The sequence below is a fragment of the Clostridioides sp. ES-W-0016-02 genome (genome assembly GCF_020641035.1).
Classification (GTDB): Bacteria; Bacillota; Clostridia; order Peptostreptococcales; family Peptostreptococcaceae; genus Clostridioides.
On sequence record NZ_CP061361.1, the window covers coordinates 2,242,827 to 2,267,900 of the forward strand.

A 25,074-nucleotide genomic window follows, 5' to 3' on the forward strand; every position below is an offset into this window, starting at 1 on the left:
TCTATATATATAATATCACATAAATTATTTTAATACTTCAATATCTTATACAAAAATTTTGTTTTATACTTCCATAAAATATGTCTATTTCACTTTCATGCTCTTTAATAATTTTAATTAAATTTATAGCTAAACTTTCATACATTTCATTTTCGACTTTATTAATAAATAATATTTTTTTACCATGATAATTTTTAAACAATCCTTTTGGATTTAATACTACATTTTTTAAATTATCAAGATTTACTGTAGAATTATCATTTATACTACGCATATTTAAATTAGTTATTTTTTTAAATTCATCTAACCTATGTATATTTTCTTCATTAATATCCATTCCAAGTGAAGTTATATCTAATATACCTATAGTTTTTGTAGTTTTACAATATACTACTGGTTCTCCATCATTCCAACCTTTAAGTTTTTTTCTCTTTGAACCATCACCTTCTATCAATACCAAATCAAATTTGTCTATCATTTTTTCTAAATCAGATAACTTGATTCCTACTATTTTATTTTCATTATTTATACAGCTTCCACATACTGTTACTCCATGACAAATAGATGGAATAGAAGTTCCATCTATTGTCATAAATATATTGTCATAGTCTTTTTCATCAGGTAAATATATTTTAGTAGTTGTTGTAAGTAAAACTTTTAGCTTATCTCTATAAAAATTCGCAAAGTATTTTATAAATGAAGTTTTTCCTCCTGCTCCAACTACAGTTATTATTTCATTTGCTCCTATCATATCTGATAATTTCACACTTTCACCTCTCATAAATATTTCTTTTAAATATCCTAAATTTGATTTATTTGAAATTTATAATTTAACTGTTTTAGTAAAAGTGATTTTTGAAATTCTATAAACTAAAAAGTAAATAGATTCTGTTGTAAACAACAAGGCGGATCCAATTCGCCGCTAAGCTGTAAGCTTATACGCTATCAGTTTATCTTTTAATTATTATTAAGATATTCTTATTCTTTGTGGTTGCTTTAACATCTGAGGATTATTCTGCAAGTAAGATAAATCAACTATTTGTGATTTTTTTAATATATTAAGACTTGCATTTACATCCGCATTTATAATCATACCCACACTAGATTTATATTGACCACGTGTTATTCTTTCTCCCTTAAATTTGTGTTTCTGTACATCATCCAAATTAATATCAGGAAGGTAATCATTGGCAAAAAAATCTGATTTACTAGTATAACTTTCTTCTTGTCTAATGAAATTAATATTTTTTATTTTACATAGATACTCTAGTTTTCCTTTTATCTCTCCAAAAGGAATTCTTATAAAATTTCTATATATTTTCTTTTCCATATTATCACTTTTTTCTAACTTAGCATTATATCCTACAATCAAATTGCCAATATTATTTTTTACACAGTAGTCAATTATGTAAAAGCAAGTTTTATTTACATAGTCTTTAACCTGATTATTTCTTTTATTCCATACTTTAAATTGTTTTCTTGTAATTAAACTTATATTCTTTTTTAATTTTAAAGCCTCTATTTTATCATTTTGCTTATTTGCCCATTGGTTCACAGACTTAAGCCTTCTTCCATCTATAATAAAACTATCACCTAAGTTGGTAGTACAAGTACATAAGTTTTCTAAACCTAAATCTATTGCCAGTGCATTTTTTTTATTTGAAACTTCCTCTGATTTCGGTATTTCATAACAATACTGAATTTCAAAGAACCTAGCCTTATGTTTAGGTATTATTCTTATTTCCTTAACTTTTTTGTCTAATATATTATTTGGAACTTTTATACTCACCTTTCCATACATTTTTTTAAATACGGGAGACATAGGCACATTTAAAATTCCATCCTCTTTAATTCTTATTTGTCCTATTATTATACTAAAAAATCCTTCTTTATCTAAATACTTAGGTGATTTTATTCCTCTAAAATCATACTTGCCTTCTTTAGCTAATTTAATTAAACCAAAAAATGACCTAAATGAACTATCAACTTCTTTTAGTATTTGTTGTGCTACATTACTATTGAGTAGTTTATAGTTTTCATTTTCTTTACATACGTGATAATTGGCTTCATAATTAAGATGCTCCCCTTGATTAAAGTAGTGTTGTCTGACATTATATGTACCAACATTATACAAGTTCTTTGCTAAAAAGCACATCTCTCGCAAAGCCTGATATTCTTTCTTAGTTAAATTTTTTAATTGTTGTCTCTGAGTCCCATAATGTATGTTTTTTGTTCTATTTGGCATAAACTCACCTCCTTTAACTCCTACTCTATTAGACATTATATATGGTATTTTTATAAAGCACCATATATAATGTCTATTAAATTACTTTATTTTGCAAAATAACTTAAATTTATACTTTTATAGTATATCATTTATTAAATTTATTTGTTGTTGTTTTTCATCCCCATGTACACTTTTTCAAAAGTTATAGGAAGCTCTCTTATACGAACTCCAGTAGCATTAAAAATTGCATTTGCAATTGCTGGTGCTGGCGTATGTATAACTATTTCTCCTAAAGATTTAGCTCCATAAGGCCCTCCTGGGTCAAAATTATCAGCAAAATCTACTAATATATTTCCTACTTCTTTTTTTGTAGGAACCTTATACTGCAAGAAACTGTCTGTCAATAACTTTCCATCTTTATCAAATTTAGGGTCTTCATACATTGCAAACCCTATCCCCATCATTACTCCACCTTCTACTTGTATTCTCGCTAATGTTGGATTTATAACCGTACCACAGTCAGGTACACATGCAAAATTTATTACCTTATATTCTCCTGTATTTTTATCTAGTTCTATTTCAGCAAATCCTGCTATAAATGGTTTTATTCTTTTTAACATACCAAATGATTCTGTTGCTTCTAAAACAACTGGTACATCGTCACTTGAAAACCCTATACCTCCAACTGACTCTCTTCCTAATTCCTCTAATAACACAAATTTACTCTCATCATTCTTAACAAAAACTCTATCTTTACTTAACTCTAAATCCTCTTTTTTAGACTCTAGTTTTGATTCTGCTACTGAAAGTATTATTTCTTTTAATTTATTTGCTGTTTTTATTGTTGCATTTCCTGTAACTGTTGTAGTACAAGAAGCAAACGCACCTGTATCATATGGACATAGGTCTGAATCACCTGTATAAACAGATATTCTATCTACAGTCGTATTTAAAGTCTCTGCAGCAATTTGTGCTTGAATTGTATCAGCACCTTGACCTAAATCAGCAAGACCAGATAATAACTTATATGTCCCATCTTCGTCCATTCGTATAGTCACTGTTGCCATATCTACACGTGGTATACCAGAACCATGATTTGCCACTGCCATTCCTACTGCTCTTACCTTGTTATTACCTATATCTTTACATGGGTATTTATCATCCCAATTAATTAATTTTTTCCCTTTTTCTATACACTGTTTTAATTCACAGCTTAGAATTTCTTCTTCTGCTGCTTTTCCATTAGTGTACCTATCTATTATGTTTTTAACTCTAAATTCAAGAGGATCTATACCAATCTTATTGGCTAATTCATCAATAGCACTATCTATTGCAAATATGCCTTGTGTAGCTCCATAACCTCTAAGTGCACCTGCTGGTAATCTATTAGTATATACTGTTCTAGCATCAAATCTAACAGCATCAATATCATTATATATTGGTAATGTATTATGACCTGATTCTGAAGAAACAGAAACTCCATTACCACCATAGGCACCTGTATTATTTAGTGACTTTAATTCTATCGCCTTTAAATTTCCTTCTTTGTCTGCACCTACTCTAACATCAAAAAACATTTCATGCCTACTATTAGAACCTACAAAGGTTTCACTTCTTGTAAAGACAAATTTTGCTGGTCTTCCAGTTTTCATAGTCACAAATGCAGTAAATATATCGGTTGCTGCTATATTCTTTCCTCCAAATCCACCACCTATTCTAGGCTTTATCACCCTTATTTTAGAAGAAGGAATCCCCAATACTTTTCTAAGTATTCTCTTTACATTGTGTGGTGATTGTAATGATGACACAACAACAATCCTATCATTTATATCTTTATATGCATATGACCTATGAGTTTCCATCATACAATGTGATTGACTTTGAGTCTTATATGATGCTTCTACCACAAATTCACTTTCTTTAAGCTTAGCCTCAACATCACCAAACTCGAAAAACTCTTTTGATACTATATTATTTTTTGCATCTAATCCAAAAGGATACGGTTCTACTATATCTTGTTCTGGATGTATAATAACTTCATTTCCTTCTGCTTCTTTTGCATTAAATACAGGCTTTAAAATCTCATACTCTACTTTTATCATTTTTAAAGCTTTAAGTGCAGTTTTTTCATCTTCTGCTGCTACTAATGCTACCTCATCTCCAACAAATCTAACTGTATCCTCAAGTAAAACTCTATCATAAGGAGATGCTTCTGGTTCTGTTTGACCTGGAACACAATATCTAACTTGTGGTACATCTTTATAGGTATAAATTCCTACAACTCCTGGAATTTTTTCAGCTTTTGACGTGTCTATATTCTTTATTTTGGCATGTGCATGTGGACTTCTAAGAAGTTTAAGAGTCAAAACATCTTTATGCATAATAAGGTCTTCAGTATATAGTGGCTTTCCTGTCACAATTGCTGTACTATCTATCTTTCTTATCCCCTTATTAATCATTATTTATTACCTCCCTCAATAGCACTATACATCCTCTTAAGCAGTGCACTTGCCATATCTATTCTATATTCTTTACTTGCCCTCATATTACTTCCATAAATTAATTCTTTACCTACAATAATAGATGCTTTATCTATATCCTTTTTTTTGCTCAATATTTGACTTGCTTCAAGTGCTAATTTAGCTCTTTGAGGCCTTGCTCCAATTGCTATTTTATAAGTATCATTTTCTTTTAACATAGCTGAATTTAATATAGCAAAATCTCCTGTACACTTTCTTATTGAATCAAATACAGCTACTGCATCTTTCTTAGGAAGTATTACCTCAATTAATATATCTTTATTTAATTCACTATCCAAAAACTCATTTAACTCTAATATTCCACTATTGTATAACCTTACCTTCGCACCAACAACTAAAAGTGCTGTAATCAAGTCAGAAAAACCATACTTTGAAAATACACTAGCTCCAATTCTTGCACCTTGTCTAAATTGAACACCAACTATATTAGAAACAGCACTTGAGACTATTCCACTACAATAATTTTTAATAGTTTTGTTTATTTCTAAACTTCTCAAAGATGTATCTGCTCCTATTAGTATATTTTTTTCATCCTCTTTTATATAGTCTAGATTTACATCCTTTAAATCTATGGCTGTTCCTATGTTTTTATTGCTTAATTTTATAAATCCGCAACCACCTAAAATAACATTATTTTTTTTAGAAATCAAAATTTTATATGCTTCTTCTAGGCTTTGTGGAACAGAATATTCTTTTATAGTAACCATCTTATCCCCCTTATATTATATTTATTAAAACTTGAAACCTACTAAGTACTTTGCTTTATTTTTATAAATATATAGTAAACTTAATTTAATTCTATTAGTTTTTTACTCTATATATTTTCCTTTTTATTTTTATTGTCCTTACCTTTTGAAAATTTTATCATATATAAACCTTGAACTATTATAGCAACCATAGCTCCTGAAACTACACTTGAATCTGCAAGTAGTGTTTCTATAAATTTTGGAGATTTTTCAAGAACCTGAGGAACTACCATAAATCCTATCCCAGTTGCCATAGAAAGACCTAATATCATACTATTTTCTTGATTAAAACCATCCATACTAACAAGTCTTAATCCAGATGTTGTAAGAGTTGAAAATATTACGAGTGTTGCTCCTCCAACCACACAAGGAGGTATTGTTCTGATTAAATTAGCTAATAAAGGTGATACTCCCGCCAGAAATAATCCAATGCCTCCAATAGCTAGTACAAATTTACTTATAATTTTTGTATTAGAAACGATTGCAGAATTCTGACCAAACATTCCCATTGGAGTAGCAGAAAATAATGCTCCTATTGTAGATAATACTCCATTTCCTAAAACAGCAGAAGAAAGTTCTTCATCTGTAACTTGTCTATTAAGTCCTCCTACTGTAGAAAGTGTACATGCTCCCATAATATCAGCTATTTCAACCAAATATATTATTGAAAACATTACTACAACCTCAAGCTTTATATCCAATCCAAAAGCAAGTGGTTTTGGAAGTGCAACCAAAGTAAACTCTTGAATTGAAGAAAAATTTACTATTCCCAAAATTAGTGATAAAATATATCCAAAAACTATGCTAACTAATATTGATGCATCTTTAAACAATCCTTTTCCATATTTATTTAATCCTAATATCATAAGTGATACAGCTATTCCAACTATAAAATTAATTGGTTGTCCAAATGTCTCATTACCCATACCTCCAGCTAAGTTTTTTATAGCTATTGGAAAAAGTCCAAGACCCATACATGCAACTATAGTACCAGATACGACTGGGGTAAATATAAACCTTATTTTTTTAAGACCAAAACCAATTATGATTATCACTATACCAGCGACTATTTGAGAGCCAAATAAGACAGGTAATCCATACTTGCCTGCAACAGAAACTCCAGCTCCTATAAACATTGCTGTAGCTCCCATTATAACTGGTATTCCTCCTCCCAATTTAAAACCTTTAAATAGTGGTATTGGATATAATTGTAACAAAGTTGATAATCCTGCAAAAATTAAAGCAGCTTGAATTAATAGTGTAGACATTTTATGATTAAGTCCAGCCGCATTTGCAACTAGTATCGCTGGTAAACAGCTACCTATTACCATTGCCATTAAGTGTTGTAACCCCAAAGGTATTGCTTCCTTTAGTGGTGGTATTCCGTCTAATTCAAATTTTGATGTACTTTTTGCTTTCATAATAAAAACTCCCGTTACATAAAACTTATTGAATTATATAAATACTTAAAAATTTAATATATTAAATTAAATGACTTTTATAAATCTTACTATACTCAGTAATACATTTAAGTTTTTATACTTAAAAATCACGTACAACAAATTTAATTATTAACAATTAAATTTATTCTATTATTTTGTATATGTTCTATAGTGCTTTACAAATATAAGAGTATTGTAGCTATGGACTTTAAAATTTTTTACAACAATTCTAATCCAATCTAAATCTTTCAATCTTAATCATTATAAGTTATAAGTTTTCATAAGTATTTATATCTTGTAAGTTTTAAACATTTACCTATAAACGCTACTTTATAGATGCCACTTTAATCTTAAGTGACCTCATACTTTCATATGAGCGTAGACTATTTCTTCATCTTCAGCATTACCTGTTAAGAGCAACCCGTTTCCACTATCAATAGCTTATAGTGTACTCTCTTTCGAGATAGTCGTTTGACCTTCCTATTTCTAGGCTTGGCGACCAAATGTCCATTGTAAAGTACTTAGGCTCTCACCATATACCATCCTTGCTATTATTTCTGGTTTTCACCACATTCATAAAAGTTTCTTTCTATCTTTTATTGTAGTTGCAAGGCTTTAGGATTTACTGGTTTTAAAGTTGTGTCCTACATAAATTTCTTTATGTACGGGGCTAAAAGTACAACTTATTTAATATACTTTTTTATTACCCCCTGTAAATAATATTATTTACTCTTTCACTGTTTTTGTTATTAAATTAATTACATAATAATTAATTTAAGCATAAAATAATTTTCAAATTGAAAATCAAAATATTTATGAATATTTTATAATATAATTATCATAAGACAGAAAAACTTAATAAGCTATGTATCTCAGTTGTACCCATGTACTCTCCTTTACTATATTTGTATCTGCAACATAAAACATACAAGTTTCTATCTAGCATATAGATATAAACCAATATCTATAATTAAAAATAGTAATACTATTGTATAATACAATCTTTATGTACATTACTATTTATTATTTCTATACAGCAATTTTAATGCCAATATTTGCATACATTTGCATAGAATAATTTTTTTATACTTTCCTTGATAAAAATTTACTTATTCCAACTGTTCTGTAATTTTTTATTAAGCAAATTTTAAATTTTATTTTTATGATATTTTTATAATTACATAAAAAAAAAGACCAAAAGTATTTTTCAAATGATCTTTTCTCAAATTTTTATTTTAATTTCTAAAATTTATAATAAATAGTAAGACTATTATAAGCATCTATTTTTATATGAAAGTTTATACTTTTATGGATGATAAGTTAATGTAATTAAAAGATTATCTAGCTGATTTTAATTTTACAATATCGCTCCAATTTTTGCTTGTAGCTAATTCTACTAAATTTAAATCTCTTCTTATTTCTGAAACATCTTCTTTTATGGAGTTTGTATCACCTTTTATATGTGCTATACTATGTTCCATATTATCATGAGTAGCTTTATTTATTTCAGAGTTATGTAATAAACTTCCTAAAATACTATTTTGTTCAATTTGTTGTTCTTTAATTGATTTTCCTTCAGATTCTAAGGCATCTACTTTAACATCTATTTCATATAGTTTTTCATTAACTACAATACTTTCTGCTTTAATTTCACTTATATCTTTACTTGCACTACTTATTTGATTTTGCATAGAGTTCATTTCTAATTTAACTTCATGTAAATTCTCTTTCACTACATTTATTTCTTTCTTCATCATACTTACTTCTTGTTTTACTTCATTCATTTCTTCTTTCATTACACTTATTTTTTGTTTTACTTCGCTCATTTCTTTCTTCATTATACTTACTTCTTGTTTTACTTCATTCATTTCTTCTTTCATTACACTTACTTCTTGTTTTACTTCATTCATTTCTTTTTTCATTACACTTACTTCTTGCTTTACTTCACTCATTTCCTTCTTCATTACACTTACTTCTTGCTTTACTTCACTCATTTCCTTCTTCATTACACTTACTTCTTGTTTTACTTCATTCATTTCTTTTTTCATCACACTTACTTCTTGTCTTACTTCTGACATGTCATTTTTTATTATGCATATTTCTTGTTTCACTTCGCTTATTTCTTCTTTCATTACACTTATTTCTTGTTTTACTTCTGACATGTCATTTTTCATGCTAACCACATCTTTATTTATAATATGTAATAATTCTAAAATTTTATCTTCCACTTACATCACCATCCCTATTAATTATTATAACATCTTATACAAATGCTATACAATGTTAACATATATCTCTAAAATAGTTGTTATAAATTTAATTATTAAAATTATTATGTATAATTACTACAAAAAATAATTAATATAGATATAAATCTAAAAATAATAATTACAAACAAAAGGATACCATTTTAATATGGTATCCTTTATCTGTATATAAATTTTTATCTTTTGAAGTTATATTTTTTATAAAACATCTTATGCATTTAATTCTGGACATGAAATCTTTCTTCCAAGTGCCTTTGGTTTACATACTGATATACAAAGACCACAATATCTACATTCACCTTCATTTAATTCCATCTTGTCATTTAATTTTCTAGCTTGATATGCACACACTCTCTCGCACATCTTACATTTAGTACACTTTTCTTCATCATAAGTAAATTCAAAACTAAGTCTTTCATTTACCTCTCCCATATGCTTATGTACTACCCCACAAGCATTTTCTATAGTTTTATATCCTAGTCTGTCAAGATTAGAATTTAGGTCATTGTGTGTTTTAGCTATTACTTGAGCTCCTTTTAATATTACTACTGAACATATACCAACGAAGTCAGCACCTGCCATAATCATCTCTAAAGCATCATCTCCACTTACACATCCACCTAATCCAATTATAGGTATATTTACCTCTTTTTTTATTTCATATATTCTTTGTAGAGTTATTGGTTTAATAGTTTCTCCACTTAAATATCCAATTCCATTTCCACCTAATAAAGGTTGGCCAGTTTCTATATCTATTCTAAGTGCTGGTCCTACAGAATCACAAGCAGTTATTGCATCTGCTCCTGCTTCTTCTAATTTTTTAGCAAAAGCCCCTATTTCATCTATCATAGGAGGAAGTTTAACTATTACTGGTATATTCACTCTTTCTTTCGCATCCTTAAGCATTGGTATTAAATCTCTATAGTCATAAGATACCAGCTCTATAAAATCAGCTCCTGCATTTGCAATCTTTTCTACTAGTTCACTACTTTCTTCTATTGTATGACCTACTGAAGCTATACATACAGTTCCATCTTTTTTCATTTGTGGTATTTCAAAATCTATCCATTGCTCTGGTTCAAAATCTGTCCATTTCTCATTATTTAAAAGAGCATTAGCTGTATTTCTCACCATATGAGGTGCTGGATTTATAGCTCTTTCTTTTCTTATTGTCTTAGTAACAACTGCTCCTGCTCCTGCATCACTTAGTATCTTACATCCAGCTGCACTATATGTCAACGGACCTGAACCTATTATAAAAGGTGATTTTAATTCTTTCCCTAAAAAATTATACATTATTTACTTCCCCTTTTCATATTTATTTACATTTATTAAAACTTCCAGAATTCACAGGCAACATCTTTCATTTCTTTAACAATAGCTTTTTTATCTAAGTTAACCAATTGTTTTTCTTTTAAAATATGTTTACCATCTATGTATACATTTGATATAAATTCTTTTTTACCTTGCACTACTATCTGGTCAAATATATTATCAAGTGTTACAGGAGTTTTAAATTCATCTTCCATAACTATTATATCTGCTTTATTACCAACTGTTATTTTTCCTGATTTTTGAAGTCCCAATGCATAAGCACCATGTTCTGTTGCCATCTTAAATACTAAACTTGCGGGCATTACAGATGCATCTTCTTCAACTGATTTATGCATTAAAAATGCACCTCTCATAACTTCAAAAAAATCATTTATATATCCATCTGTGCCTAATGCTACTTTTATGCCTTTTTTAATCATTCGTGGAACTGGAGAAAAACCGCCACCTACTTCACAATTACTAAGAGGCATGTGAACTACCTTTACACCTTTCTCCTTTAATATGTCTATCTCTTCATCATCTACTTTTACACATTGAGACGCTAATACAGTCTCATCTAATATATCTAAATCATTGTAGTAATCAACTGCTTTTTTATTAAAGTGTTTTTTAGAGTAGTTTGGTTCATATATACTCTCACATAAATGAAATTGCATTGGTGCCTCTAATTTTCTTGCATCTTCTTTAGCTTTTTTGATAAATTTATCTGAACATGTGAAACTAGTATGTGTACACATTATTCCATTTATTAATTTACTGTTTTCTCTACTCCATTTTATTAAATTAGAATTTTCATCTAAACATCTTAACCCATTTTCATAACTTATTCTTTCACAACTTTCTAGAGATAAAACTGCTTTCATTCCTATTTCTTCTAGTATCTCCCCTTGCTCAATTAAAGTTCCTTTTTCTGTATTTGGAGCTTCTAATGTGTCACAAAATGCTACTACACCAGATTCTATAAGTTCTATTGCAGATGCTTTAGTTGTGGCTTTTACTTCCTTTAGTCCTATTCTATTTTCTATAAACGGCCACCAATAGTCATTTAAAAATCCTTCGAAATCAGTAAAATGTACATTTGCTGGTATTCCTCTAGAAAGCACTCCATATTGATGCATATGCCCATTGATAAAGCCTGGCATTACTATGGCATCTGATTTATTTATTATCTCTGAAATATCTTTATATTTTAATTCAACTTCTTCATTTGGCAATATATCTTTTATAATGTCATTTTCTATTACAACAGCATAATTTGTATATATTTCATCAGCAGAAGATATTAAGTATTTACTTTTTATAGCAACCATTTATTTACCTCCCTGATTTAGTTTTTTCATAGCCATATAAACCTTTTCAGAAGTTATAGGAAGTTCTCTTATATTCACACCTACTGCATTAAAAATTGCATTTGCTATTGCTGGTGCTGGCGTATGAATAACTATCTCTCCTAAAGATTTTGCTCCATATGGTCCTGTTGGGTCATAATTATCTACAAAATCTACTAATATATTTCCTATATCCTTTTTTGTTGGAACTTTATACTGTAACAAATTAGAAGTCTGAAGTTTACCATCAGAACCATGTCTAGGATCTTCATACATTGCAAGCCCTATACCTTGAGTTACTCCTCCTTCAACTTGTATTCTTGCAAGTGCAGGATTCATAACTGTACCACAATCAGTTGAACAAGCATAGTTTATCACCTTAAACTCACCTGTTGTTTTATCTAGTTCAATCTCTGCAAAACCTGCTAAAAATGGTTTTGCACTCTCTTTTATCCCATAAGATTCAGATGAGTATAAGACATCTTGATTTCCACCACCAACAGATTCTCTTCCTAATTCACTTAATAAAACAAACTTTTCTACATCCTCACTATAACAAACTCTGTCTTCATATAGCATTAAATCATCGATTGGTAGGTCTAATTTCTTCTGTGCTACTTTTAATATCTTTTGTTTTAAACTTTCAGCTGACTTTATTGTAGCATTTCCAGTTACATAAGTAGTACAAGAAGCATATGCTCCAGTATCATATGGACACATATCTGTATCTCCTGTATAAACAGAAATTCTATCAATAGATGTATTTAGTGTCTTGGCAGCAATTTGTGCAAGTATTGTATCAGAACCAGTTCCTAAATCTGAAGACCCAGAAAATAACTTATAAGTTCCATCCTCATCCATTCTCATATTTACTATTGCCATATCTATGTTAGCTATACCAGAACCATGAGTTCCAACTGACATTCCAACAGCTCTTACTTTATTATTCCCAATATCTATAACAGGATATTTTTCATCCCATCCAATTAGCTTTTTGCCTCTAATTATACATTCATCAAGTGCACAACTTCTTATTGGAAAATTCATTATTCCGCCTTCAGTTTGCTTTTTTATAATGTTTTTTAATTTTATTTCTGTTGGGTCCATATTAAGTTTATGTGCTAATTCGTCTATTGCACAATCAAGTGCAAATGTACCTTGAGTTGCTCCGTACCCTCTCAATGCTCCCCCTGGAACTAAGTTAGTATATACAGTCCTTCCATCAAACTTTATTGCAGGTACATTATTATAGGTTGGAAGCACATTATGCCCTGACTCGGAACAAACTGAAGGTCCATTGTCACCATAAGCACCTGTATTGTTTAATGCTTTCATATCTATAGCTTTTATATTTCCTTCTTTATCTGCTCCAACTTTTATGTCAAAAAACATCTGATGTCTAGTATTAGTCATTGCAAAAGTTTCTTCTCTAGTATATATAAGTTTTGCTGGTCTTTTCGTCATCCAAGTTACAAATGACGCATATATCTCTGTTACAGCTATATTTTTTCCACCAAAACCTCCACCTATCCTTGGCTTTATTACTCTCACCTTTGAAAGAGGTATTCCCAATGCTCTTGAAACCTGTCTTCTCATATGATAAGCTGATTGATTTGCAGAAGTTACTACTAGTCTACCATTAGTATCTATATATGTGTAAGCTCTATGAGTTTCCATCATACAATGTGCTTGTGATTGAGTCATATAAGATTCTTCTACTATCACATCACACTCTTTAAACTCTTTTTCTACATCACCTTTACCCATTTTTTCTCTTGATACTATATTTTTTGTAGCATCTAATCCAAAATCAAACGGACAAAACAAATCATCTTCTTCATGTATTAAAATTTTATTACCTTCTGATTCTCTTGCATCTAATATTGGTGTCATTACTTCATATTCAACTTTTATAAGTTTCATTGCTTTAATAGCTGCTCTTTCATCTTCAGCCGCTATTATAGCAACTTCATCTCCTACATATCTCACTATATCTTCAAGTATTAATTGGTCATGAGGTGATGCTTCTGGATATGATTCTCCAACCATTGAATATCTATAATTTGGTACATCCTTGTAAGTAAATATATCTACTACACCTTTTACTTTTAATGCATTTTTTATATCAATATTTTTTATTTTTGCAAAAGCATGTGGGCTTCTAAGAAGTTTAATAGTCAAAACATCCCTATGAAAAATTAAATCTTCAGTATATATTGGTTTACCAGTAACAATGGCTTCACTATCTATTTTTCTTACTTCTTTATTTACCATTAAACTCACCCCCAATACTATTATACATTCTAACAACTAATGCTTTTGCCATATCTTTTCTATACTCTTTACTTCCTCTTATGTTACTTCCAAATGAAAGTTCTTCACTTGATACCTCTCCAGCTTTGTTTGCATCATTTTCTAAGCTTAGCACTTCACTTGCTTTGTATGCAATCTTTGCTCTTCTTGGTCTAGCTCCTATTGCAATTTTATAAGAATTTCCTTCTTTTAACATTGCCCCATTTAATACCGCAAAATCACCTGTACATTTTCTTATTGAATCAAATACACCTATAGCATCTTTTTTAGGTAATATAATTTCCATTAATATATCTTTTTCAAGCTCACTTTCTAAAAAATCAGCTAAATTCATAACCCCTTTTTTATATAACTTAACCTTTGCATCTACTACTAGTAATGAAGGTATTAAATCTGAAAATCCATACTTAGCAAATACGCTAGCTCCCACTCTAGCTCCACTTCTAAATTGAACTCCTACTATATTAGAAACAGCGTTTGAAATTACTCCACTACAGTAATTTTTAATAACCTTATTTAATTCTAAAGTTCTTAAACTTGTATCTGCTCCAATTAATATACTATTCTCAGTTTCATTTATATAATCTAAACCTAGGTCTTTTAAATCTATTGCTGAACCAATATTTTTGCTACCTAGTTTTAAAAATCCGCAGCCTCCAAGTATTATGTTGTTTTTTCTTGATATTAGCAGTTCATAAGCTTCATCTAAACTTTTTGGAACTACATATTCCTTTATAGTTATCATATTCTCTCCCCATATCAATTTAATTTTCACTTAAAAAAATTTAAGTGTTCAAATATTTATGTATTGCTCTTAGTTGACCTTTATATCCTGTACATCTACAAAGATTTCCATTTACATAATCTATAACTTCTTCTTCTGTTGGATTTTGAAGTTCTCTTTTCATTGCTAAAACCATCATTATAAATCCAGGAGCACAAAATCCACATTGGTCAGCGCCTTCATCCGCAAGAAAATCCCCAAATTTCTTAGCTTCATCTACTACGCCTTCAAGTGTTGTAATGTGTTGTCCCTCTACTCTAGCAGTAAGATAATTACAAGACAGCACAGCTTTGTTATTTACCATTACTGTACATAGACCACATGAGCCAGTATCACAACCTTTTTTAACACTTACATATCCATTTTCCCTTAATGTATCTGCTAAAAAATCATCTGGTCTTACATTCAATTCTTTTTCTTTATTATTTATGGTACATTTGATAATCAAATAAATCACCTCAAAACTCATATTTTTAAGCCAAAGTCTATACTATATTTAATTTATTTAAGAATAATATTGTATTTATTAATAAAGACTATTCCACTTATGGCCTTCCATTCTATTCTTTATAGTCCCTCTTACACAAAGTCTCTCAGCTGTATCTTGAGCATCTTTTAATACTTTTTCTTCATCAGTTGTTAATATTTTTGAATCTTCCATTATTATATTTCCATCCACTATAACACTCTCTATATTTTTCATGCTAGAAGAATATACTAATGTAGACACTGGATTATGCATAGGTATTGCTTTTGGTGAAAGCATTGGATTAAATATTAGTAAATCTGCTTTTTTACCAATTTCTAGTGAACCTATCTCATCTTCCATTCCAATAGCTCTTGCTCCATCTATAGTCGCTAGTTCAAGAACTTTTTCTGCTGACATTGCTAATGGGTCACATTTATTAACTTTATGTTGAAGTGCTGTTAATTTCATAAGTTCAAGCATATCTTGAGAGTTATTGCTAGCAGCTCCATCTACGCCTAAACTAACTGTTATTCCTTTTTTAAGCATTTCTGGTACTGGTGCAACTCCTGAAGATAAATACATATTACTTGCTGTGTTATGAGACACCTTCATGTCATATTTTTTAGTAAGTTCCATATCCTCTTCAGTTAAATATACACAATGTACCATAAGTACATTTGGTCCAAGTATTCCCAATTTCTTTAAAACATCTATGTCATATTGCCCATGCAATTCTTTTGCTGCTTCTCTATCAAAAGGAGTTTCTGATATATGTACTGTAAATAAAGCATCATCATATTCTTTTACTACTCTCCAAAGCATCTCAAGCATTTCTTGAGAATTTGACCATATTGCTGCTGGAGCTACTCCTATTTTGATTCTTCCATTCTCTGTATTGTGGTGTTTTTCAAACAATCTTCTTACATCTTTTTCAACCGTTTCTACATCTTGCATTATTCCAGGATGAACTCCAAATTGAGCACCTGTGTTCATACAACCTCTTCCAAGTATTCCTCTTATTCCTAATTCTTTATAAGCATCTATTATTCCATCACAAAGACCTTGTTTACTGTGAGGGTACATATAGTCAACCATTGTTGTTATACCACTTCTAAGACCTTCCACACAGCCAAGCATTGCAGCATCATAAGTGTCCTTTGGCTCTAAATAATTGGCTGCTGGAAATGTCATAGTTTCTAGCCAATCTTTAAGTACCATATCATCTCCTAATCCTTTTAATAAAGTTTGGAATAAATGATTATGTGTATTTATAAAACCTGGGAATAGGACTTTGCCCTTAGCATTTATTACCTTTTTAACATCAGTGTACTTACTTTCTATTTCTTTAGAATTCCCAATATCTGCAATCTTGTTATCTTTTACTACTAATGCCCCATCAAAAATAACTTCTCTCTCTTTGTTTACAGTTACTATTATGGCATTCTTAATAAGTATATCCATCATTCTTATTTCCCCCTGCATTATTTAGTAATTTTTCTTTTAATATATTGACCTGCTGGTTGCTCCATGATATTACAACTTTGTACTACATGCTTTCCTCTTAAAAAAACATCTTCAACTTTACATCTGACTTTAACTCCTTCATATGGAGTATAATCTACATTTTGTTTTTGATTCTTATAACTGATTATTTCTTCTTTATCTGTATTTAAAATCACTATATCTGCATCACTTCCTACAGCTATTTCACCTTTTTTAGGATACATCCCAAATATTTTAGCAGCATTTGTGGAAGTAACTTCTACAAATTTATTTACACTTATTCTATTTTCCAAAACCCCATATGTATATAAAAGAGATAATCTATGTTCAACACCTGGTGCTCCATTTGGTATTTTACTAAAATTATCAATTCCTAAATCTTTTTGACCTTTAAAATTAAATGAACAATGGTCTGTACCTACGGTCTGAATATCGCCCTCAGACAAACCTTTCCAAAGAAAATCTATATCTTCTTTTTTTCTAAGTGGAGGAGACATTACATATTTAGCTGCCTCAAATTCATCCTTATTATATAAACTATCTTCTAATAATAGATATTGCGGACATGTTTCTACTATCATATCTACATTTTTTTGTCTAGCTATCTTTATACTTTCTAGTGACTCTTTACAACTTAGGTGAACTACATATGATTTTGAGTTTGACAATTCAGTTATATCAGCAAGTCTTGAAACAGCCTCTTTCTCAACTATGTTTGGTCTTGTAAGTGGATGATATTTAGGTTCTAAATCTCCATTTTGTAAACGTTCTTCTATTAATGCATCCAATAAATCTCCATTCTCACAATGAAATTCAACTATACAACCTAGGCTTTTAGCTTCCTTTAGTACTTTGTATATTGTTCCATCATCTACTTTCATACCTTCATATGCCATATACATTTTAAAGGATACTATTCCATCTGAAATAAGCTTTTCCATGTGCGTAAATGTATCTTTATCTAAGCATGTGATTGTCATGTGAAATCCATAATCACAATAACAATTTCCACTTGCTTTTTTATGATATGTTTCTACACCTTGTATTAGATTTTCTCCTTCACTTGATTCTGCAAAGTCTAGTATAGTGGTAGTTCCTCCAGCTATAGCCGCTCTTGTTCCTGTTTTAAAATTATCAGCAGTAGTTATAGAGCCTGCATTCATATCAAAGTGAGTATGTGTATCTATACCTCCAGGAATTATAAGTCTCCCTGTAGCATCAATTACTTTATCATTATTTATTTCTAAATCATTTCCTATTTCAGTTATCTTTTCATCTTCTATTCTTAAATCACTTATATAAGTTTTATCAGAGGTAATTATAGTTCCACCTCTTAGTATTGTTCCCATATATACCTCCTAACTTTTAAGCTCTAGTAGATTCTTTTAGAATGTTTACATAAATTTATGTTTGCCAAAGGTGCTAAATTTAGCACCTCTAGACTATATTTAAATAATTTATTGTGAACTAAATATTATTTTCCATATACAGATTTTAATATTCCATAGTAACCTTCTGTTCCTATAAATAATTGTTCTTGTTCTATGTACTCATCTATTGTATGAGCAAGATTTTCTTTAGAAGGACCAAATCCTATTGTTTTTATTCCAGCTTCACCTGCATAGTGACTTCCATTTGTACAGAATGAATATTGAGTTATTTCTGAATCTATTCCAGCTTCTTTTAATCCCTTATATGCTGCTTGAACAAATTCATCATCTTCATCATATAACCAACCTGGGAAGAATCTTTCACTTTCTATAGTATTTCCTGTATAACAGTCAGCTTTTTCAGATGCATAAGAAACTTTTGCATTTAATTCTGAGTCTTCTTTCATCATTTCATCTAATAATGCTTGTATTGGAGCTAATACTCCTTCTCTTGTTTCTCCAACTAATAATCTTCTATCAAAAGTAGCTTTACAATAATCTGGCACCACTGATGCACCTGGATATGGAGAAGATTTTATATCTGTTAAAACTAATATTCCATCACCTAAAACTGGATGAGTTGGAGGTACTAATTGTTGTATTCTTTGAATTACATTAGCCATTTTATAAACTGCATTTACACCTTTTTCTGGGTTAGCAGAGTGAGCTGGTTTACCAAAAGTTTCTACAACTATTTCTCCTCTACCTCTTTGACCAATCTTTAAGTTTAGTTCTGAAGATTCTCCGATTACAACATAATCAGGTTTAACAGCTTTACTTATTTCTCTAGCTGAAACTCCTTCAAATATTTCTTCATGAACAACTCCTGCTACATATAATTCACCAGCAAAGTCTTTATTAGTATCTTTAGCAAAATACGCTACAGCAGACATCATTGCAGTATACTGACCTTTCATATCAGAAGTTCCTCTACCATATATCTTTCCATCTACTATTTTTCCTTCAAAAGGAGGAACACTCCATTTACTTGCATCTGGAACTGGAACTGTATCTATATGACCATCAAATAATATTTTTTTACCTGGTCTATTTCCCTTTATGCATCCTACTATATTTCCATATCTATCTCTTGACCAGCTATCAAAGCCCAATTTTTCAAAAGATTCTTCTATTGCTTTTACAACCCCTTCTTCATTTCCAGAAGAACTAGGATTTTGGATTAGTTTTTGACATATCTCAGTTACTTCTTGTTTTCTTTGTTCGTTTAGCATTTCGTTATCCCCCTAGATTTTATAAATGTATATTTTAATTTAAGCCTTTATAATTTATATAATTTATATAATTTCTAAATTTTAGAACTTATAATCTTTTTAATATGTAAATGATTATTTGATAAAGATAATATTTTAATAATTATCTATATGCTTGGATACTCTCCATCCCAAACTATACTTCTGTATTTATCAGGGTCAGTATCTCCTTCTGTACTTATTAAAAGTACTCTTGAATTTTCATCTAACTTTAAATCTCTTCTTAAGTCAGCTAAATCTTCTCTTTCCATAGCTGCTATTAAAAGACCAGTTGTAACCGCTCCAGACTCTCCAGAGATTACTTTTTCATCACCATTTAAAGGATTCCCCAATGTTCTCATACCTTTAGCAGAAACCCAGTCTGGTGCTGAAACGAATGCTGCTGCATGATTTTTTAATACTTCAAATCCTATAGTATTTGGTTCTCCACAAGCAAGACCTGCCATTATAGTTGGCATATCTCCACCTACAAATCTTGGTTTTCCATCTCCTGCTTCTGCTGATTTATAGTAACAATCTGCCTCATCAGCTTCTACTACTACTGTTATTGGGCATTCATCATATATTGAAGCAACATATCCTTGAACTGCACCAGCAAGCGAACCAACTCCTGCTTGCACAAATACATGTGTTGGTCTATCTACTCCATATTCTTTTAATTGTTCTATAGCTTCTTGAGCCATAGTTCCATATCCTTGCATTATCCATGCTGGTATTTCTTCATATCCATCCCATGCTGTATCTTGAACCATTACTCCATGGTCATCAGCTTCTGCATAATCATTAGCTAATCTTACTGCGTCATCATAATTTAAGTCTGTTATACTAGCATCTGCACCTTCTCCCTTGATTTTATTTAATCTAAATTCAGAAGAACCTTTTGGCATTAATACAACAGATTTTTGACCTAATTTATTAGCTGTCCAAGCAACTCCTCTACCATGATTTCCATCTGTAGCTGTAAAGAAAGTTATTTCTCCTAATTTTTCTTTTATTTCATCTGAAGTTAATTTTTCATATCCTAACTCTGATATATCTGTATCTAATCTTTGAGCTAAGTATTTACCCATAGAGTAAGAACCACCCAAAACTTTAAATGCATTTAATCCAAATCTATAAGATTCATCCTTAACATATACTCCTGCAACACCTAATTTTTTTGCTAAACCTTCTAGGTTTGCTAATGGAGTTTCTTTATATTGAGGAAAGCTTTTATGGAAGTTTCTAACCTTAGTTATTTCTTCTTCATTTAAAAATTTGATACAATTTTCTTTATCGCCCTTTGGCAGATTGTTTACTTTCCATTTAATTTCTTTTAGCATCTAAAATACCTCCAAATTATTGTTAAATTTTTATACTCTATATATTAGCAATTAACATGCCAACACTTAATATATATCAAATATTTTTCTGTGGCTATTTAGCATAGAATTTGCAATACTTTCAACTTTTTTTACTTTTATCTATTAGGTTATCTAATGTATATAGAATTTGATAATAAAAAAACCTTTTTCATCTTCTCACTTTTTAATTCTCATTTTTAAAATTTAAAAATTAATACTTAAAACGTATTCCTTATGTATTTTTTGACATATAAATCTATAAAATATTTAATAAAATACATAAAATAGTGATGTAATATTTTATTACATCACTATTTTTTATTGAGCGAATAGTAAAAATTCAACTCGTATGTATATAAGTTTGTAACTGTATCAACTTAGTTTTCAGTTATGGAATTTTGTGATAAAGTGAAACAAACAATACTACTTTTGGCATTCACATAAATAATTGCAGATTTGTAATTATCATCTGTCAGATTAAAGTAAAATGCTATATTTCCTTTTCCCTTAGAGTGTCAACTTTATATCTCACATGTCCATATGTCTTTATTTTTTTTGAAGAAGTAATTGCTTTTTAATGGTCTCTAAGAGGTGATTTTTCATCTTTTTTAACATCTAATTCTTCTTTTACAAGATTCCATTTTTCAAGACCAAACTTAGAAACCATAACTGCTTCTGCAGCACCTTTTCCAAGTCTTTTTACTGTGTCCATACCTGTTTCGTCTTCTTGAGCCCCTTTTGCTTTTCCATCTTTACTCCATATTGTACCGCCTATGTAGCATCCTCCTAATCCTCCAGATACTAACATTTCATGCATTAAGAAGAAATTTATTATAGGAAGTTTTGTTAATTCTTGACCACCATATCTAGTTCCACCAGTAGTTATAGCTGCTCCAACTTTATTTTGAAGTTTTCCTGGATGAACTAAATACATAGGACGAAGTCTATTAAATACTGCTGTAAGTTGAGCAGTTATATTCATATCATACACTGGAGAACCCACTATGATTCCATCTGCTTCTAATATTTTTTGCTCTAATTCTTGTATGTCATCTTTTATGATACACATAGTCTCTTTTCTTATACATGCATCACAATGCACACAAGGACTTATTTTTTTCCCTCTAACTGACCAATACTCAGTCTCTATACCAGGTATAGTTTCAGCTTCTTTCAAAGCTTCTAATACTGCATATTCTGTTGCTCCTTTACGTGGACTTCCACAAATACCTAATATCTTTGCCATAACAATATCTCCTCATCAAATAAATCTATTTTTATTACTTTCTATAACTTTAATAAAGTTTCATTTTAAGTTTAAGTATTATTATTTTAATTTTATTGGCAATGAATGTATCTCTACATTAGTTGCATCATATACTGCATTTGCTACAGCAGGTGCAACTGGTACAACTGCACATTCACCAATACTCTTGCCACCAAAAGGTCCAGCTTTTTCATAACTATTTACAAATGCAACTTGACACTTTGGCATATCGACAGTTCTAAATAATTTATAATTTTTAAAATCAGTAGCTTTAGGTCTTCCTTGCTCATCAAAGGCTAGCTCTTCACTTAACGCATAACCTAACCCCATATGAATTCCGCCTTCTAATTGACCTTCTAAATTTAGAGGATTTATAACTCTACCAACATCATGTACAGCTACAAAATCAACTACTTTTACATCTTTAGTTTCTTTATCTACTAAAACTTCAGCAAAATGTACACCATAAGAAGTAATACCTGCTGGAGAAGAGTAATCTTCAACAACTGTCAATTCTCTCAAAGACTTACTTTGACTATATACTGCAACATCAGATAATGATGCTTTAATATTTTCATCAAGTTTACTGATTACATATCCATTGTCTAGATATAGCTCTTCTTTTGAAATTTCGAGTAACTTTTCTGCTTCTTCCAGTATTAAAGTCTTTAATTTTTCTGCTGTCTTTTTAGCTCCTCCACCTTCTACAAATACACCTCTACTTGCATAATCTCCAAGATTAAATGTACATGCATCAGTATCAGTTTCAAAAGTATCAACTTTATCAGGAGTTATTCCCAAAACTTCAGCTACCATCATTGTTTGCATAGTTACAACACCATTACCCATATCATGTGCTCCTGTAAGTAGTGTTAGTGTACCATCTTCGTTTAATTTAAGAGTCAATGTGACAACATCTCTATGTGCACCAAAAACTCCATTACCATGTGCACCTATTGCCATACCTATACCTCTTAAATAATTTCCTTCTTCTTTTGGAAGAGCTTTCTTCTCATCCCATTTAAACATTTTTTTACCTTGTTCAATACAATCAAGAACTCTAGGATTGCCAAGAGAACCGTGGAAGATTATATCAACATCATCTGGCTCTACAGCATTCTTATTTTGAAAATCTACTAAATCCATACCTATTTTCTTAGCTATTTTTGCAAATTGAGCTTGTTGAGCCATAAATATTTGAGGTGAACCATAACCTCTCATGGCACCTGCTATTGGTGTATTTGTATATACTGGTATTCCAGTAAATTTTATATTTGGTATTTTATAGACTTTAAACACTTTATGGCTAAGTGCTCCTATAACATTTAAAGCACTTGATGCATATGCACCTGTATTTGTGTATATTTTTATCTCCTGTGCTATTACTTCTCCATCTTTATTTACACCAGTTTTTAGTTTTACAAAAGACCCATGACGAGTTCTTGTTGATATCATAGACTCTTTTCTTGTAAGAACCATTTTGACTGGTCTTCTCGTCATTTTTGACAATGCTGCTGCTACTGGCTCAATTGTCATTTCTAATTTCCCACCAAATGAACCTCCAATAGCAGGTCTTATAACTCTTATCTTATTTAATGACATCCCAAAAATTTGAGATAATATTATTCTAAAACCAAATGTATTTTGGCAAGGTGTATGTACAATCAATTTATCATTATAATCATAATGTGCAATTACGCTGTGAGTTTCTATTGCACTATGATGTATAGCAGGAGTAGAGTATTCGTCTTCAAAGATGTAGTCACATTCTTTAAAACCTTTTTCTACATCTCCACCATTTATATTATTTTGAGAAACCATGTTTGAATCTCCGTGTATACATATAGCATCTTCTTTTATTGCATCTTGTATAGTAAATATAGCTGGTAATTCTTCATATTCTACTTTTATAAGTTTTACAGCTTTTTCTGCTATTTCTGGTGTTTCTGCTGCAACTGCTGCTACACGATCACCTACAAATCTAACTGTATCTGAAAAAATAACTTCATTTTCAGGTATATTATGTTCATAAAATCGTAAAGAACCATTATATTTTCTCTGTGATGTATTGAGATGTGTAGCTATGGCTCTAACTCCAACGATTTTCTCGGCTTCACTTGTATCTATACTTTTTATTTTTGCATGTGCTACTGGGCTTAAAAGCATTTTAGCATGAAGTGCATTTTGCGGTTTCATGTCTGCTACATACTTCATTTGACCAGTAACTTTTAAAGCTGCATCTTTTAGAGGGTATGATTTTCCTATGACTTTTTCCATAACTATCTACCTCCTAATCTAGCTGCAGATAATTTTACAGCTTCTATAATTTTTATATATCCTGTGCATCTGCAGAGATTTTCTTTAAAAGCCTCTCTAATCTCATCTTCACTAGGAGATGAATTTCTATTTAAAAGAGCTTGTGTAGTTATAATCATGCCAGGAGTGCAATATCCACATTGTACAGCTCCAACTTCTATAAAAGCTTCTTGTATTGGATGAAGATTTTCTCCATTAGCAAAACTTTCTATAGTGTATATAACTTTATCTTCACAGTTCCTTGCAAGAAGTTTACAAGATTTTATATCTACTCCATCTATCAAAACTTTACATGCTCCACAACTGCCACTATTACAACCTTGTTTCGCTCCAGTTAGATTTAATTTTTCACGAAGTACATGCAAAAGAGTTTCATTCTTTTCAACTTCTACTTCATACATGTAATCATTAATATTTAATTTTATTTTTTCCATTTTCTCCTCCTACAGATAAACTAATGTTGTAATAGAATATTATTACAAGTTTGTTTTTA

General features: G+C 30.3%; 18 protein-coding genes. All 18 read right to left on the reverse strand.

Annotated elements, in window-relative coordinates:
* Positions 1–37: 37 nt before the first annotated feature.
* Positions 38–766, reverse strand: coding sequence for a selenium cofactor biosynthesis protein YqeC (gene yqeC / locus IC758_RS10940; RefSeq protein WP_227860407.1), 729 nt, complete (start codon positions 764–766; stop codon positions 38–40).
* Between the two features lie 201 nt (positions 767–967).
* Positions 968–2,245, reverse strand: a complete 1,278-nt coding sequence (locus tag IC758_RS10945; protein ID WP_227830592.1) for an RNA-guided endonuclease InsQ/TnpB family protein — start codon at positions 2,243–2,245, stop codon at positions 968–970.
* A 140-nt stretch (positions 2,246–2,385) separates the two neighbouring features.
* Positions 2,386–4,686: a xanthine dehydrogenase family protein molybdopterin-binding subunit gene (locus IC758_RS10950; protein ID WP_227482580.1), complete on the reverse strand. Its 2,301-nt coding sequence runs from the start codon at positions 4,684–4,686 to the stop codon at positions 2,386–2,388.
* Complete coding sequence (locus tag IC758_RS10955) at positions 4,686–5,474, reverse strand: FAD binding domain-containing protein (RefSeq protein WP_227860408.1); 789 nt, start codon at positions 5,472–5,474, stop codon at positions 4,686–4,688. The genes IC758_RS10950 and IC758_RS10955 overlap by 1 nt, the downstream gene beginning before the upstream one ends.
* A gap of 107 nt (positions 5,475–5,581) precedes the next feature.
* Positions 5,582–6,934 (reverse strand): uracil-xanthine permease family protein, encoded by a 1,353-nt coding sequence (locus tag IC758_RS10960; protein WP_227823988.1) that lies wholly within the window; start codon positions 6,932–6,934, stop codon positions 5,582–5,584.
* Between the two features lie 1,358 nt (positions 6,935–8,292).
* Entirely contained in the window at positions 8,293–9,183 is an 891-nt protein-coding gene (locus IC758_RS10965) for a hypothetical protein (protein ID WP_227482578.1), read from the reverse strand.
* A gap of 249 nt (positions 9,184–9,432) precedes the next feature.
* The gene (locus IC758_RS10970; protein ID WP_227860409.1) at positions 9,433–10,518 is read right to left on the reverse strand and encodes a dihydroorotate dehydrogenase; all 1,086 of its coding nucleotides are present in this window, start codon (positions 10,516–10,518) and stop codon (positions 9,433–9,435) included.
* A gap of 35 nt (positions 10,519–10,553) precedes the next feature.
* On the reverse strand, positions 10,554–11,867 hold the full coding sequence (locus IC758_RS10975) for an amidohydrolase family protein (RefSeq protein ID WP_227860410.1): 1,314 nt from the start codon (positions 11,865–11,867) through the stop codon (positions 10,554–10,556).
* Complete coding sequence (locus tag IC758_RS10980; protein ID WP_227823991.1) at positions 11,868–14,159, reverse strand: xanthine dehydrogenase family protein molybdopterin-binding subunit; 2,292 nt, start codon at positions 14,157–14,159, stop codon at positions 11,868–11,870.
* Positions 14,149–14,943: an FAD binding domain-containing protein gene (locus IC758_RS10985; protein WP_227434965.1), complete on the reverse strand. Its 795-nt coding sequence runs from the start codon at positions 14,941–14,943 to the stop codon at positions 14,149–14,151. Before IC758_RS10985 ends, IC758_RS10980 begins: the two co-directional genes overlap by 11 nt.
* A gap of 40 nt (positions 14,944–14,983) precedes the next feature.
* Positions 14,984–15,430 carry a (2Fe-2S)-binding protein gene (locus IC758_RS10990; protein WP_227434963.1) on the reverse strand — a complete coding sequence of 149 codons (447 nt, stop codon included), beginning with the start codon at positions 15,428–15,430 and terminating at the stop codon, positions 14,984–14,986.
* A gap of 78 nt (positions 15,431–15,508) precedes the next feature.
* Positions 15,509–16,915, reverse strand: a complete 1,407-nt coding sequence (locus IC758_RS10995) for an amidohydrolase family protein (protein WP_227434961.1) — start codon at positions 16,913–16,915, stop codon at positions 15,509–15,511.
* 17 nt (positions 16,916–16,932) lie between these two features.
* Positions 16,933–18,303, reverse strand: coding sequence for a dihydropyrimidinase (hydA, locus tag IC758_RS11000; RefSeq protein ID WP_227482576.1), 1,371 nt, complete (start codon positions 18,301–18,303; stop codon positions 16,933–16,935).
* A gap of 125 nt (positions 18,304–18,428) precedes the next feature.
* Positions 18,429–19,616, reverse strand: a complete 1,188-nt coding sequence (locus tag IC758_RS11005) for a YgeY family selenium metabolism-linked hydrolase (protein ID WP_227482575.1) — start codon at positions 19,614–19,616, stop codon at positions 18,429–18,431.
* A 146-nt stretch (positions 19,617–19,762) separates the two neighbouring features.
* The gene (gene dpaL, locus IC758_RS11010; RefSeq protein WP_227434734.1) at positions 19,763–20,977 is read right to left on the reverse strand and encodes a diaminopropionate ammonia-lyase; all 1,215 of its coding nucleotides are present in this window, start codon (positions 20,975–20,977) and stop codon (positions 19,763–19,765) included.
* Between the two features lie 595 nt (positions 20,978–21,572).
* A complete protein-coding gene (locus tag IC758_RS11015) occupies positions 21,573–22,244 on the reverse strand; it encodes a flavodoxin family protein (protein WP_227434735.1) in 672 nt (223 codons plus the stop codon).
* A gap of 81 nt (positions 22,245–22,325) precedes the next feature.
* On the reverse strand, positions 22,326–24,542 hold the full coding sequence (locus IC758_RS11020; RefSeq protein ID WP_227434736.1) for a xanthine dehydrogenase family protein molybdopterin-binding subunit: 2,217 nt from the start codon (positions 24,540–24,542) through the stop codon (positions 22,326–22,328).
* Between the two features lie 2 nt (positions 24,543–24,544).
* A complete protein-coding gene (locus IC758_RS11025) occupies positions 24,545–25,015 on the reverse strand; it encodes a (2Fe-2S)-binding protein (RefSeq protein WP_227434737.1) in 471 nt (156 codons plus the stop codon).
* Positions 25,016–25,074: the final 59 nt, after the last annotated feature.

Excerpts from the sequence above, each read along its gene's own strand:
- IC758_RS10945 (WP_227830592.1), bottom strand. The coding sequence starts at position 2,245 with ATGCCAAATAGAACAAAAAACATACATTATGGGACTCAGAGACAACAA.
- IC758_RS10950 (WP_227482580.1), bottom strand. The coding sequence starts at position 4,686 with ATGATTAATAAGGGGATAAGAAAGATAGATAGTACAGCAATTGTGACA.
- IC758_RS10955 (WP_227860408.1), bottom strand. The coding sequence starts at position 5,474 with ATGGTTACTATAAAAGAATATTCTGTTCCACAAAGCCTAGAAGAAGCA.
- IC758_RS10960 (WP_227823988.1), bottom strand. The coding sequence starts at position 6,934 with ATGAAAGCAAAAAGTACATCAAAATTTGAATTAGACGGAATACCACCA.
- IC758_RS10970 (WP_227860409.1), bottom strand. The coding sequence starts at position 10,518 with ATGTATAATTTTTTAGGGAAAGAATTAAAATCACCTTTTATAATAGGT.
- IC758_RS10975 (WP_227860410.1), bottom strand. The coding sequence starts at position 11,867 with ATGGTTGCTATAAAAAGTAAATACTTAATATCTTCTGCTGATGAAATA.
- IC758_RS10980 (WP_227823991.1), bottom strand. The coding sequence starts at position 14,159 with ATGGTAAATAAAGAAGTAAGAAAAATAGATAGTGAAGCCATTGTTACT.
- IC758_RS10985 (WP_227434965.1), bottom strand. The coding sequence starts at position 14,943 with ATGATAACTATAAAGGAATATGTAGTTCCAAAAAGTTTAGATGAAGCT.
- IC758_RS10995 (WP_227434961.1), bottom strand. The coding sequence starts at position 16,915 with ATGATGGATATACTTATTAAGAATGCCATAATAGTAACTGTAAACAAA.
- hydA (WP_227482576.1), bottom strand. The coding sequence starts at position 18,303 with ATGGGAACAATACTAAGAGGTGGAACTATAATTACCTCTGATAAAACT.
- IC758_RS11005 (WP_227482575.1), bottom strand. The coding sequence starts at position 19,616 with ATGCTAAACGAACAAAGAAAACAAGAAGTAACTGAGATATGTCAAAAA.
- dpaL (WP_227434734.1), bottom strand. The coding sequence starts at position 20,977 with ATGCTAAAAGAAATTAAATGGAAAGTAAACAATCTGCCAAAGGGCGAT.
- IC758_RS11015 (WP_227434735.1), bottom strand. The coding sequence starts at position 22,244 with ATGGCAAAGATATTAGGTATTTGTGGAAGTCCACGTAAAGGAGCAACA.
- IC758_RS11020 (WP_227434736.1), bottom strand. The coding sequence starts at position 24,542 with ATGGAAAAAGTCATAGGAAAATCATACCCTCTAAAAGATGCAGCTTTA.
- IC758_RS11025 (WP_227434737.1), bottom strand. The coding sequence starts at position 25,015 with ATGGAAAAAATAAAATTAAATATTAATGATTACATGTATGAAGTAGAA.